The organism is Luteibacter aegosomatis (genome assembly GCF_023078455.1).
In the GTDB taxonomy this organism is placed as follows: domain Bacteria; phylum Pseudomonadota; class Gammaproteobacteria; order Xanthomonadales; family Rhodanobacteraceae; genus Luteibacter; species Luteibacter aegosomatis.
On record NZ_CP095740.1, the window covers coordinates 4,153,868 to 4,166,710 of the forward strand.

At 68.0% G+C, this 12,843-nt stretch carries 13 protein-coding genes and 1 riboswitch; of the genes, 7 read left to right on the forward strand and 6 right to left on the reverse strand.

Annotation, left to right across the window (positions count from 1 at the left end):
* Positions 1-105: 105 nt before the first annotated feature.
* Complete coding sequence (locus tag L2Y94_RS18670; protein WP_247370963.1) at positions 106-1,179, reverse strand: 2Fe-2S iron-sulfur cluster-binding protein; 1,074 nt, start codon at positions 1,177-1,179, stop codon at positions 106-108.
* Between the two features lie 31 nt (positions 1,180-1,210).
* On the opposite strand from L2Y94_RS18670, the gene L2Y94_RS18675 reads away from it, so the two are divergent.
* From L2Y94_RS18675 to L2Y94_RS18700, 6 genes are all read left to right on the forward strand, one after another.
* Positions 1,211-1,663: a hotdog fold thioesterase gene (locus L2Y94_RS18675; protein WP_247370966.1), complete on the forward strand. Its 453-nt coding sequence runs from the start codon at positions 1,211-1,213 to the stop codon at positions 1,661-1,663.
* A complete protein-coding gene (locus L2Y94_RS18680; RefSeq protein ID WP_247370968.1) occupies positions 1,660-2,604 on the forward strand; it encodes a serine/threonine protein kinase in 945 nt (314 codons plus the stop codon). Before L2Y94_RS18675 ends, L2Y94_RS18680 begins: the two co-directional genes overlap by 4 nt.
* Before the next feature lie 55 nt (positions 2,605-2,659).
* Entirely contained in the window at positions 2,660-3,103 is a 444-nt protein-coding gene (locus L2Y94_RS18685) for a hypothetical protein (RefSeq protein ID WP_144916278.1), read from the forward strand.
* An 18-nt stretch (positions 3,104-3,121) separates the two neighbouring features.
* A complete protein-coding gene (locus L2Y94_RS18690; RefSeq protein ID WP_247370971.1) occupies positions 3,122-4,291 on the forward strand; it encodes a class I SAM-dependent rRNA methyltransferase in 1,170 nt (389 codons plus the stop codon).
* 43 nt (positions 4,292-4,334) lie between these two features.
* Complete coding sequence (locus L2Y94_RS18695) at positions 4,335-5,417, forward strand: DNA topoisomerase IB (protein ID WP_247370973.1); 1,083 nt, start codon at positions 4,335-4,337, stop codon at positions 5,415-5,417.
* Between the two features lie 90 nt (positions 5,418-5,507).
* Positions 5,508-6,398 (forward strand): hypothetical protein, encoded by an 891-nt coding sequence (locus tag L2Y94_RS18700; RefSeq protein WP_247370976.1) that lies wholly within the window; start codon positions 5,508-5,510, stop codon positions 6,396-6,398.
* A 242-nt stretch (positions 6,399-6,640) separates the two neighbouring features.
* Here L2Y94_RS18700 and pnuC read toward each other — a convergent pair whose 3' ends face one another.
* The 3 genes from pnuC to L2Y94_RS18715 form a co-directional block, all read right to left on the reverse strand.
* Complete coding sequence (gene pnuC / locus L2Y94_RS18705) at positions 6,641-7,222, reverse strand: nicotinamide riboside transporter PnuC (RefSeq protein WP_425602415.1); 582 nt, start codon at positions 7,220-7,222, stop codon at positions 6,641-6,643.
* Positions 7,212-9,383, reverse strand: coding sequence for a TonB-dependent siderophore receptor (locus tag L2Y94_RS18710; RefSeq protein ID WP_247370979.1), 2,172 nt, complete (start codon positions 9,381-9,383; stop codon positions 7,212-7,214). Before L2Y94_RS18710 ends, pnuC begins: the two co-directional genes overlap by 11 nt.
* Before the next feature lie 59 nt (positions 9,384-9,442).
* Positions 9,443-9,539: riboswitch (TPP riboswitch) on the reverse strand.
* A gap of 20 nt (positions 9,540-9,559) precedes the next feature.
* The gene (locus L2Y94_RS18715; RefSeq protein WP_247370981.1) at positions 9,560-10,684 is read right to left on the reverse strand and encodes a phosphotransferase; all 1,125 of its coding nucleotides are present in this window, start codon (positions 10,682-10,684) and stop codon (positions 9,560-9,562) included.
* Between the two features lie 111 nt (positions 10,685-10,795).
* Here L2Y94_RS18715 and L2Y94_RS18720 point away from each other — a divergent pair, with 111 nt between their 5' ends.
* Positions 10,796-11,263: a DUF1203 domain-containing protein gene (locus tag L2Y94_RS18720; protein WP_247370983.1), complete on the forward strand. Its 468-nt coding sequence runs from the start codon at positions 10,796-10,798 to the stop codon at positions 11,261-11,263.
* A 9-nt stretch (positions 11,264-11,272) separates the two neighbouring features.
* Here the strand turns inward: L2Y94_RS18720 and L2Y94_RS18725 are convergent, their stop codons facing one another.
* Positions 11,273-12,004 carry an HvfC/BufC N-terminal domain-containing protein gene (locus tag L2Y94_RS18725; protein ID WP_247370984.1) on the reverse strand — a complete coding sequence of 244 codons (732 nt, stop codon included), beginning with the start codon at positions 12,002-12,004 and terminating at the stop codon, positions 11,273-11,275.
* Positions 12,001-12,843: an MNIO family bufferin maturase gene (bufB, locus tag L2Y94_RS18730; protein WP_247370987.1), complete on the reverse strand. Its 843-nt coding sequence runs from the start codon at positions 12,841-12,843 to the stop codon at positions 12,001-12,003. The genes L2Y94_RS18725 and bufB overlap by 4 nt, the downstream gene beginning before the upstream one ends.

The following is a 12,843-nucleotide window of genomic DNA, read 5'->3' on the forward strand; positions in this document are numbered from 1 at the left end:
TCGCGACCGACTTCGCCGATACGATCGGCTCCCACCCCTTCGGTAGCCGCCTTGCTACCAGAGGGGTGGGAGCCGATCGTATCGGCGAATCCAGGTAGCCGGGACTCAAAGCCCGTGAATCCCCGCCCGGCTACGCAATATCTCCGCCAGCACGTCCGGCGCCAGCTCGAACGAGTCGAAATACAGGCGGTCGTCCGGCAGGCCCGACCCGGCGAAATGCTGGCGGGCCAGTTCGATCATCGGCGGCGGGCCGCTCATGTAGACGTCGAAGCCCGACAGGTCCGGATGGTCTTCCAGCAGGGCCTCGTGCACGAGGCCGGCGCGTATCCCCGCCTCCCACGCCGCGTCGATGTCCGACAGCACGGGCGTGAATCGCAGCCCCGGCATGCGCCGTTCCCATCCGCGAGCCAGATCGACGAGGTAGAGGTCTTCGGGCTGCCGCGCGCCCCAGTAGACGTGCATCGGCCGCCGCGTGCCCAGTTCGATGAAATGCTCGACGATGGCCTTCACCGGCGCGAATCCCGTACCGCCGGCCATGAACAGCATCGGCCGTTCGGAATCCTCGCGCGGCACGAAGGTGCCCAGCGGCGCCTCGATGGTCAGCCGGTCGCCCACCTTCAACGATTCGTAGACCCACGTGGTGAAGCCGCCGCCCGGGACGTAGCGCACGTGCAGCTCGATGCTGCCGTCGTCCACGGGGCCGCTGGCGATCGAAAAGGGCCGGTGCCGGCCGTCGTCGAGTACCACGTCGAGGTATTGCCCGGGTAGCCAGTTCAGGCGCGAGCCGTCGACCGGCTTCAGCCAGACGCCCACCACCTCCGGCGCGAGCTCGCGCCGCGCCACCACCTCGACATCCACGCGGCGATGGGGGATGTCTTCCACGGAGGCGATCTCGCGCGCGCGGATGGCGATGTCGCCACGCGGCACGGCCTGGCACAGCAGGATGGCCCCGTCGGCGCGCGCGTCGGTACCGAGCGCCACGGGCGGGTTGCGCGGGTAGTCGCAAACGCCTTCGACCAGGACGGCCTTGCAACTGCCGCAGACGCCGCCGCGGCAGGAATACGGAAGGGCGATGCCCGCGCGCTGGGCGGCTTCGAGCACGGTTTCGTCGCCGGCGGCGTCGAATCGCTTGCCGGACGTTGTCAGGGTTACGGTGGGCACCGGCGCATTGTAGGACAATGCCGGATCGTTCACTGCGAAGACGCCGCCCATGGCCATCTGGAAGCAATCCACCGACCTCGCCCACATCAACGCCTGGAGCCGGGGCACGATGATGGAAACGCTCGACATCCGCTTCACCGGCATCGGCGACGACTGGCTGCGCGGCACGATGCCGGTGGATCCCCGCACGCGCCAACCATTCGGTCTGCTTCACGGCGGCGCGTCGGTGGTGCTGGCCGAGACCCTCGGCAGCACGGCCGCGATGCTCACCCTCGATCCCACCACCCATCTGGCCGTGGGCCTGGACATCAACGCCAACCATGTCCGCGGCGTGCGCGAAGGCCTGGTCACCGGCACCGCCAAGGCCGTGCACCTGGGGCGCACCACGCAGGTGTGGGAAATCCGCATCGAAGACGAGCGCGACAAGCTGGTCTGCCTCTCGCGCCTGACCATGTCGGTCATCGCCACGCCGGGCGGCATGGACGCGGTGATGCGTTCGTGAGCCCAGAGGCCCCGTACGCGGCCCTCTCGCCCGACGTGGTGCTCGCCGCCGTGGAGGCCACGGGCCTGTGGAGCGACGGGCGGCAGCTCACCCTCAACAGCTACGAGAACCGGGTCTTCCAGGTGGGGCTCGAAGACGGCGGCTTCGTGGTCGCCAAGTTCTACCGTCCGGGCCGTTGGACCGACGAGGCCATCGCCGAAGAACACGCCTTCGCGCTCGAACTGGTGGCCGCCGAGCTTCCCGTGGTGGCGCCGATGGCGTTCGGTGGCGAGACGCTGCTGCGTCACGCCGGTTTTCGTTATGCCGTGTATCCGCGACGCGGCGGCCGTGCGCCCTCGCTGGAATCGCCCGACCAGCTCGAATGGCTGGGCCGCCTGCTCGCCCGCATGCATGCCGTGGGCGCCCGCGAGCCCTTCCGCGACCGGGCCGTGCTCGACCGCGCGACCATGATCGACGGCCCCGCCCGCGCCGCCCTGGCCTCCCACCTGTTGCCCCCGCACCTGGCTGACGCCTATCGCGAAGCCGTCATCCGCGTGGACGACGCGGTGGCGAACCGCTTCGAGGCCGTGGGGCCGGTGCGTCGCATCCGTCTCCATGGCGACTGCCATCCCGGCAACGTGCTGTGGACGGACGTCGGCCCGCATTTCGTCGATCTCGACGATGCGCGCATGGGCCCCGCCGTGCAGGACCTGTGGATGCTCGCCTCCGACGAGGCGATGTTCGACGCGCTGCTGGAAGGCTACGGCCAGTTCCGCGACTTCGATCCGGCCGAACTCGCCCTCGTGCCCGCGCTGCGCGCGATGCGCCAGGTGCACTACGCCGGCTGGATCGCCGAGCGCTGGCACGACCCGGCCTTCCCCGCCGCCTTTCCGTTCGCGGGCGAACCGCGCTGGTGGGAACAGCACATCGCCGACCTGCACGACGCCGCCGACGCGCTTTAGCCACGGCTCAAGCGCCTGCGTCCATAATCGCCCGTCGCTTATCCAGGGATCACGCATGCAATCGTTCCTCACCCGCATCATCGCCGTCTTCGAGATCGCCGGCGGTCTCTACGGTCTCGTCCGCCAGATCGGCCACCTGCTCGGCTCGCGGATGAACGGCTTCGAGGCGGTGTCCACCGTACTGGGCGTGCTGCTGTTCGGCTTCATCCTCGTCGCCGGCGTGCTGCTGGCGAGCAACGACGGGCGCGGCACGCAGATGTCGGTCTGGGCGCAGTTCCTCCAGGTGCCGCTGCTGGCCATGCCGGTCTTCAGCTATGCGCTTTCGGCGGGCGCCTTCGCCAACCTCTCGATCACGCTCCAGCGCTCGCCGCGCCTGGGCTTCGACTGGGCCATCGCCGAGCATGGCTGGCTGCTGGCCCTGGGCGGGCCCTCGGCGGCGCACGTGGGTATCAACGTGCTGGCGCTGGTTTCCTGGCTGATCCTGCGATACGGCCGCTGAGGCCGGTATCATTCACCGATGAATACCCCCGCTTCCCCCGTCATCCAGCTCAAGTCCGACCGTACGCCCGGCCACCCGTGGGTCTGGTCCGCCCAGGTCGTCAAACCGGCCGAACGCATCCCGCCCGGCAGCGTGGTGGAGGTGGTCGACACCCGGGGCCGGTTCGTCGGCCGCGGCTTCTGGAATGGCCACGCGCGCGTCGCGCTGCGCATGCTCACCGCCGACCCGGCGGACACCGTCGACGCCGCGTGGATCGCCGCGCGCATCGCGCGCGCCGTGGAGCTGCGCCGCGACCTGCTCCGCCTCGACGACGCCAGCGACGCCTGGCGTGTGGTGCACAGCGAGGGCGACGGACTGTCCGGCCTCGTGGTCGACCGCTACGCCAACCACCTCGTCGTCGAATACTTCGCCGCGGGCATGTGGCGCTTCCGCGATGCCATCCATGCCGAACTGCTGCGCCACTTCCCCGGCGCGTCGCTGTACTGGTTCGCCGAACAGCACGTGCAGCGGCAGGAGTCCTTCGACGTGCGCTCCAACGACGCGCCCGAGGCCGTCGACGTGCACGAATACGGCCTGGCCTTCCATGCCGCCCCCGGCCTTGGCCACAAGACCGGCTTCTTCGCCGATCAGCGCGACAACCGCCTGCGCTTCGCCAGCCTGGCCCGAGGCCGCCGCGTGCTCGACCTGTGCTGCAACGCCGGCGGCTTCGCCGTGCACGCGATGAAGGCCGGCGCGCTGGAGGCCACCGGCGTCGATGCCGACGCCGCCATCCTCGAGGTGGCCCGCGCCAACGCGCGCATGAACGACGTGGACGCCACCTTCGAGCAGGGCGACGTCTTCGAATGGCTGCGCGCGGCCATCGCCGCCGGACGCACCTGGGATGCCGTGGTGCTCGACCCGCCCAAGCTCACCCGCGACCGCAACCAGGTGGTCAACGCGCTGAAGAAATACTTCGCGATGAACCGCACCGCCCTCGACGTGATCGCGCCGGGCGGCATCCTGCTCACCTGCTCGTGCACCGGCCTGGTCGGCGAAGGCGACTTCATCGAGATGCTTCGCCGCGTGGCCCTCAACGCCGGCCGGGACATCCAGTTGCTGCACGTGGCCGGCGCCGGCCCCGACCATCCGGTGGCGAGCAACGTACCGGAAAACCGTTACCTCAAGGCCGTGTTCTGCCGGGTCTCGTAACGTTCACCGAGCCTTGATCGATGGCCGGCACACACTGCCGGCCATGTCCCGGAAACCCGTCCCCGAAGCCCTCGCGGCCGTCACCACGGAGATGGCCCACGCGAAAGCGGCGGGCCTGGTCTACGTGTGCGATACCGACGCCGGCATCACCCGGTGCCGTCGAGGCAAGAGCTTCGCCTACCTGGACGTCGACGGCCGCCGGATCACCGACGAAAACGTTCTCGCCCGGATCCGCTCGCTGGCCATTCCGCCCGCCTATAGCGAGGTGTGGATCTGTCCGCACGCGCGTGGGCACCTCCAGGCCACCGGCCGCGACGCCCGTCGGCGCAAGCAATATCGGTATCACGCCGAATGGCGGTCGATCCGTGATCGCGACAAGTTCGAGCGGATGCTCGAGTTCGCTGCGATGCTGCCGCGTCTCCGTCGCCGCCTGCGCAAGGATCTCGCCCTGCCGGGCCTGCCGCGTGACAAGGTGCTCGCCCTGGTGGTGAGCCTGCTCGAGGAGACGATGATCCGCGTGGGCAACGACACCTATGCGAAGGAAAACAACTCCTTCGGCCTCACCACGTTGCGCTCGCGCCATATCGCCGTGCGCAAGAACCGCATCGAGTTCCATTTTCGCGGCAAGAGCGGACAGTGGCGCGACGTCGTGCTCGACGACCGCCGGCTCGTGCGCGCGGTTCGCCGCGTGCAGGAGCTTCCCGGGCAACGCCTGTTCCAGTACGTCGACGACGAGGGCCAGCGCCAGGGCGTCGACTCGGGCATGGTCAACGACTACCTGCGCGAGGTGACCGGAGGCGAATTCACGGCTAAGGATTTTCGTACGTGGGGCGGCACCGTCCAGGCGGTCGCGGTGCTGGCCGCCACGCCGCTGCCCGATACGGGCGGCGAACGCGCGGTGAAATCCACGCTGGCCGCCGCGGTGAAGGAAGTGGCGGCCATCCTCGGCAACACGCCGGCCGTATGCCGACGTTCCTATATCCATCCGGAAGTGCTCGCCGGCTGGCTCGACGGCGAACTGGCCCGCCGGGTACCGCCGACCGACGCGCGTTTCACCAGGAAGCTCGAAGCCTTGACGGTGTCGTACCTGCGTCGGCGCTTACGTATCGCGAAGCGCTCCCGTTAGCGCATGCGGATGGCTATAGTGCGCGGGTGGGGATGGCTATTCTTTTCAGGGGTTGTGTCGACGATGTGGCGGTGGAAGCGAGTCCCCCTGATGGTGGCCATGGTCGTGGCCGCCACGGCCAATGCGCAGGAAGCGCCTGACGGTTCACCCGCGCTGCCGGGCTTGCAGGCCCATCGTGGCGTGATCGACGACACGTGGATCATCGCGCCCAAGCACCTGGGCACCGCCACGCTGGCCGCCGTGAAGAACTACGCCGACGAAGGCGACATCGCCGCCGGCGTGTCGTTGCGCTATCGCATCGACCATGCCGACTGGATCGCCGCCGACGTGTTCATCTATCCCGCCGGGGAGGGCTCGACGGACGACATGCTGCGACGGGCCGCCGAAGACTTTCGCGAGTCGGTGTCGTTCGCCGAGCGGCAGGAGATCTATCGCAACGTATGGTGGGGAGACGAGTCGCCATACACCGCGAAGCTCGCCAACGGCAAGACGCTCGAAGGCCGGTTCCTGCCGTTGGTGTTCGATGCGCAGCAGGACATGCTCACCTCGCGCACCTATCTGTTCTACCGCAAGCTCTACTTCACCAAGATTCGGCTCACCACGCCCGTGGGGGCGGTGGACTCGCTCGCCGACAATGCCGATCGTTTCGTGCGCAATCTTCTGGACGGTGTCGACGTCATCAGCGTCGGCGGCTGCGGCAAGAAAATGGACATCTCGGTGCTCGCCCCAGGGCAATCTCCTCCCCCCGAGATGGCCGACGGCGTGAGTGCCGACGGTTTTCGCCTGATGCTGCGTACCGGCAAGGCCGGGTTGCCCGCCTATGGTCCGGCGACGGAGAAGACGCTTTCGCTGGCGGCCAAGCGCCAATTGGCCGGCGGATGCACCACGCTGGACTATCACCCGCCACTGGAAGACGACACGCGCGCGGTGCTGCACCTGTCGTTCGAAGCGAGCGATTGGGGCGCGACGCCGAAGCAGTGATCGAACAAGCAAAAGCGGCGGGAACGCGTCCCACGTTCCCGCCGCTGTCGTGCTGTCCGGCGCCCCGAGAGGCTCCAGTCCAGGATGCCAAGCACCGAACTGCGTCGACCGGTGAATGATCCTTGGTATCGGCGGCGTTTCCTATGGAAGCATTCTGAAAAATGCGACATTCCGCTCAGTAGGAGCCGATTCATCGGCGATGCCTAACGTGTCGCGAGCTGGAATCGCCGATGAATCGGCTCCTACCGAGCGGGAGCTTGCCGCAATTCCCGCCGCCACGCCCGCCAGCCCATCGCCGCCAGCACCACGAACCCGGCATACAGCACGGCCGTCACCGGCAGCGACTTGTAGGCGTACTCGCCCACGTAGATCACGTCGACCACGATCCACAGCCACCATGCCGCCGCGTGCCGCCGCGCCTGCCACCACTGGGCGACGAGGCTGAAGGCGGTGAGCGCGGCGTCGAGCCAAGGCAGCGACGCGTCCGTCCAGCGATGCATCACATAGCCCAGGGCCAACGCCGCCGCCGTGCCCACGGCGAGATGCAACGTGGCGCTGCGACCGTCCAGCGCCGCCACGCGCACGTGGCCGCCGTCGTCCAGGTGCCGCATCCATCGATGCCAGCCGTAGAGGATGAGTACCGCGAACACCCCCTGGAGCAGCATGTCGGAATACAGCTTCGCGTCGACGAAGATCCATGCATAGGCAATCACGGACACCAGCCCCACCGGCCAGCACCACGGGCTGCGCCGCGCGGTGAGCCAGACGCCCGCCGCGCTCACCAGCGCGGCGGATACCTCGAAGGGCGACAGCTCAAAGCTCATACGTCACCGACAACCGCGCGAGGCGCGGCATGCCCGGGAACAGGTAGCGGTCGCCGCCCGAACTGCCGGTATCGCGCCAGTAGAACCTGTCGAACACATTGTCGACGTTGAGGTGCCACGTGAGCGCATGGCCACCCGCCGTCATCGCATAGCGCAATCCCGCATCGAATACGTTATACGCGGGCACGCTCACCTTGCCGTCGGGCGTGGCGACATTCGTGCCGACGTAACGCCAGCCGCCCAGCACGGCGAGACCGGGCACGAACGGGAGGCTGTAGTCGGCATAGACGGCCGTGTGCCAGCGCGGCACGTTGATCACCTGATGGCCCTCGTAGTCAGCGATGCCGGTGTGCTCCGCGCGGGCGCGGATCGCATTGGCGCTGGCCGTGAGGCGCAGGTTACGCGTAACCTGCCCGGAGAGGTTCAGCTCGACGCCCGTATGCACTTCCTCGCCGCGCTGGCGGAAGGTGAAACCCTCCGCCGTCTCGTCGGGCGCGGCGAACTGGTAAGGCTGACGGATGCGGTACACCGCCGCCTGCACGTCGAGCGCGTCGTTCAGCGCGTACTTCGCGCCGGCCTCGACCTGGCGCGAATGCAGCGGCGCCAGCGTGACACCGCCGTTGCTCGTCCAGTAAGGCGCTTCACGGCCGAGCGAAAGGCCCTCGCCGTAGCTCAGGTACGTGGTGAGCCTGGTCACCGGCTGCCATAGCACCGCCGTCTGCGGCAGCGTCCTGGTCATCCGCGTATGCCGGTCGGCCGTGCCGCTGTCGTCATAGGCGGTTTCGTCCAGGCGCACGAAACGCGCGCCCGCCAGCACCTGCCAGGTCTCGCCCAGGTGCACGCGATCGATCGCGAACAACGTGCGCTGCCAGCTGGTGAGCGCGCGCGCCGACGCGCCCGGCTCGTTGGGCGACGGCGCGAATACCGGGGGCTCGCGCTGGTCGATGTTGGCCGTGCCCACGTAGTCATAGACGTAGGGGCGCTGGTCCACCGTGCGACGGAACGCCGTGGCGCCCACGTTGAGCTCGTGGTCGACGCTGCCGGTGGCGAAGCTGCCCGTGAGCACCGCGCGCACCTCGTCGTTCTGACGCGTGTCGTCCGGGCTTCGATAATCGTAGATGTCGTAATCGCCGTTGGGCGCGAAGAAATAAGCCGGCGAACCGTTCGCGCAAGCCTCGGCATAGCCGCACCCATAGGCGAAGGCCACGTTGTCGTCGATCGCGGTGTGACTGTGGCCCGCCGATACCTGCGCGTTCCAGTCATCGCTGAAGCGATAGTTGAAGCGCAGCGAGGTATTGCTCGAATGGATGCCCACCGGCCGCTGCCACGGCTGGTAGCCGAGCAACTGGGTGCGACTGGGATGTTCGGGAATCACCGTGCCACCGAGCAGCTGGTAGCCCGACGCCGAGCGTTGGCCGCTGGTCTGGTAGTCGGTGTCGAGCAGCAGCGTGGCCGCGTCGCTGATCTTCCAGTCGGCGGCCAGCGAAACGAAGCTGCGACGGCCGTCGGCGTGGTCGATCCACGAATGCGTCTTCTCGTTCGCCGCGTTCACCCGCATCCCGAACGAGGGCGAAAGCCACGCGCCGAGGTCGACCGCCTCGTAGCTGGACCCGTGCGAATCGGTGCCGACGGTGACGTCGTGCACGTCGGCCACGCGCTTGCTCACGTAATTCACCAGGCCGCCCGGCTCGACCACGCCGGCCTCGAGGCCGCCCAGGCCCTTGAGCACTTCCACCCGTTCCTTGCCTTCCAGCGCAAGCGTCTGCTCGGCGGACATGATCATGCCGTTGAAGCGGAAACCCGTGGCGAGATCGAGCGGAAAACCGCGGATCGACACGTCCTGGTAATACCCCGCGGGCGCGTAGTTGTCGTTGATCGCGGCGTCGCCGCGCACCAGCTCGCTCAGCGAACGGGGCTGGCGGTCGTCGATCTGCGCGCGGGTGATCACGGTGATCGCGGCGGGCGTATCGTGCAGCGGCGCGCTACCGAAGCTGCCGAAGGTATCCAGCTGCGAATCGGCCGCCTGATAGCCACTGGCCGTGGTGGCATGCACGTCGATGCCGGGCAAGGTGCGCGCCTGCGGCGTGGCGGTGTCGTCGGCATGCGCCAACGGGGCGAGGGACAGCAGGGTCAGAGCGAGGGGAGTGCGGGAGAGGGTCATCGTCGTCTTCGTCGAATGCGTGCGAAGCGACGGCGAGCCACGGCGCCGGAACGGCGGCATCCGTGGCTCTGCAAGCTCCCTACGCCGGTGCAAACCGGATCAGGTTCCAAGGGACTCTCTCAGCCCGGCCAACGCCGGGCACCCCCGCTTCAGAAGCCCTATTGAACCACGAATCCTCAGGCCGCGTGTCGAAGGGCGTCCAGGAAGGCCCGGCCGTGGGGGCCGCGGAACCAGGCGGCATGGCCGCGCAGGAAGGTATGCCAGGCCACGTCGGCATGGTCGCGGCGTCGCGTGATGCCCTCGAAATACTCCACTTCCGAGAGGGCGAAATCCACGTGGACGACCGGCAGCAGGTCGGCGAGCGCGCCGATGTCGGCCGCCGAAAGCGCACGGCGCGAGCGATAGCCTTCGATCAGCGCGAGGGCGAGGTCGGCCCGCCCGATGTCGCCCCGCTCGATCTCGAGCCAGGCGATGGCGTTGCGCTCGATCGCCGTCGCGAGGTCGAAAAGCGCGAACGTGCGTGCCGAAAGCCCGAAATCGAGCACGCCGGTAATGGACGCGTCGTCGGCATCGCCGCTCCAGTACAGGTTGGACACATGCCAGTCGCCGTGCGTCCACGACGGTGGTCGCGCGGCGGGATCGTGCGACGGCCATGGCGCCATGGCGTCATGCAGCTCCTTGCGCCAGTCCCGTTCCCGCAGGTAGTCATGCAGGCGAGGTCGCGAAGGCAGTTGTGCCTCGAGCGCCGCGACCGGATCGGAGGACGAGAGGATGTCCGCGCGCGCGACCAGCACGTGTGTCGAACGTTGCGGCGCGTCGTATCCGGCGAGCGCGTCGTGCAGCGTGCCAAGCATCTCGCCCGCCGCCCGCGCATGCATCATTCCGCCGATGGGCGACCACGAATACGCTTCGCGATAGACGTCCGTGCCTCGCGCGGGCTCGTGCACCTCATAGACCCAATCGTCCACCGCGATGACGGAATCCCCCGCGTCGTCACGGAAAATGCGTGGCACGGGTACGCCCTGGCTTCGCACGTGCGCCGCCAGGCGATGCTCCTCGGCCAATTGCGCCGGCGTACGCACCCTGCGGTGGTGGCGCTTGACGAAGACCCTTCCGTGACCGGCATCGACCAGCGCCGCCGCCGAGAGCGGCCTCGGGCTGCGCCATGCCAGCGCCTTCACCGCACCCACGCCGGGTATGCGATCGAGGACGACCGCTACTTCGTCAAGCGTCAAAGGGGGCCAGTCCGGCGCCAATTCGTCGCCCGCGAGGCCGTGGGTCAGGTGGGCATCGTCGATCATCCTCGCAGTCTAATCGTTGCGGGCAGCGCTTACGAAGCGTCACCGCAAGATTCGGAGGGCAGCCTGGGGAAACGGCTCTTACATTGGCATCGACCCACACAGGAGCCTTCCATGAGCTTTCGCATCCTCGGCCTCGACCCGACACCCTTCCAGCCACTGTTCGGCCTCGACGCCGACGGGCTTCGCCGCGTCGGCGCGCGGCGCATCACCGTGGACGCCTCGCCCGGCTACCCGGACCGCATCGAGGTTCGCGATGCGTCGCCGGGCGATACGGTGATCCTGCTCAACCACGTACATCAGCCTGCCGATACGGCTTACCGCGCCAGCCACGCGATCTTCATTCGCGAACACGCTACGGAGCGTTGCGACATGGTCGACGCGGTGCCCGAGGCGATCCGGAGGCGGACGATGTCATTACGAGCGTTCGATGCGAAAGGCGAGATGGTGGATGCCGACCTGGTGGATGGCGAGGCTATCGAGGGACTGATCGCGCGGTTTTTCGAGAACGTCGAAGTCGCCTACCTGCATGCGCATTACGCGAAGCGTGGTTGTTACGCGGCGTTGATCGAACGGGCATAGCCCAGGGCGTTACCGCAATCCGCGCAGCATGCCTTCCGCCGTCCACGCTCCCAGACACCCGCCCGCGATGCGAGCCGCCTGTTCGTCGTCGTAGCGATGCCGCAGCCAGGCGCAGATCTCGCCGAAGCTCGCCCCGGCCATCGCCAGGTCGAGGCACGAGGTTTCGTCGGCCGTCATGCTCGCGTAGCGGGGCGACAGGTCGCTGCGCCACACGCGTATCCCGACGCCTTCCTCCACGCCTACCGGTGCGGGAGGAGGCACGCCATCGCCGAGTGCGCGCCAGATCGCCGTGGCATTGCTCCTGGCCCGGCGAAACCGCAACGTCGGCACGAAGTCGAATTCCACGCTGTCCCAGTCGTCGGCCTGGAGATCGCCGACGCCCAGCACACCCGCATCCGGCCCGGAAAACGCGCGCCGCAGATGCCAATCGAGCCAGGCGATCTCACTTACCTCGACGTCCGCGGGATAGGCGGCATCCAGGTGTTCGACGAACGAGCCGCCATAGGCGTCGAGTGTCCACGACGAAGGCGCATGCGCGGCGACGTAGGCCGATGCCAACGTGTCGAACATCTCCTCTCCCAGCCAGAGCAGGGTTTTCTCGTAGGTATCGCGCAACGCCGCCACGAGCTGGCCGCGGTAGTTGTTGGCGTAAACGGCCATGCCGCGCGGGTCGACCTCCGCGGGCACCAGTCCGGCGGCGAGCGCCGCCGCGAAGGCCCTCTGCCGGTCGCGCAGGTTCACGCCGCGCGACGCCGCGCGGTCGCGGCGAGATCACGCGCGTGCGCCACCTCGGCCAGCAGCTCCGGCAGCGGGGGAATTTTGTCGTCGCGCTCGATCATCACGGCCACCTCGCCCAGTCGTTCGATGAAGCGCACGTACAACGCCCACACCGGATCGGGAACGGGCGCATCGTGCGTATCCACGAGCATATCGCGACCGACGCTGTGGCCGGCAAGATGGATCTGCCGCACGCGATCCAGCGGCAGGTGCTCGAGCCAGTCGTCGGGATCGAAACCGTGGTTGGTGGCGCTCACGTAGATGTTGTTCACGTCGAGCAGCAGGTAGCAGCCGGTGCGGGCGCACAGCTCGGCCAGAAAAGCGGCCTCGCCCATCTCCGCTTCACCGAAGGCGAGATAGGTGGAAGGATTTTCCAGCACCAGGGGCCGGCCGAGGATGTCCTGCGCCACGGCCACGTTCTCCGCGACCATGTCGAGCGCTTCACGCGTATAGGGCAACGGCAGCAGATCGTGCGAGTTGAAGCCCTCGACGCCCGTCCAGCACAGGTGGTCGGACACCCACAGCGGCTGAACCGAATCGGCCAGCGCGCGCAGGCGGCGAAGGTAATCGCGATCCACCCCATCGCTGGTGCCGATGTTCATCGACACGCCGTGCAGGGCCACCTCGTGACGCGCGCGGACGCGCGCGAGCACGTCGAGCGGGCGGCCACCGTCGACCATGAAGTTCTCGGAGATCACCTCGACGAAGTCGACGGGCTGTTGCACATCGAGGAAATCGGCGTAATGCGGAATGCGCAGGCCGAGCCCGAAGCCGTCGAAGCGCGGCAAGGTGGAGACGTTCAT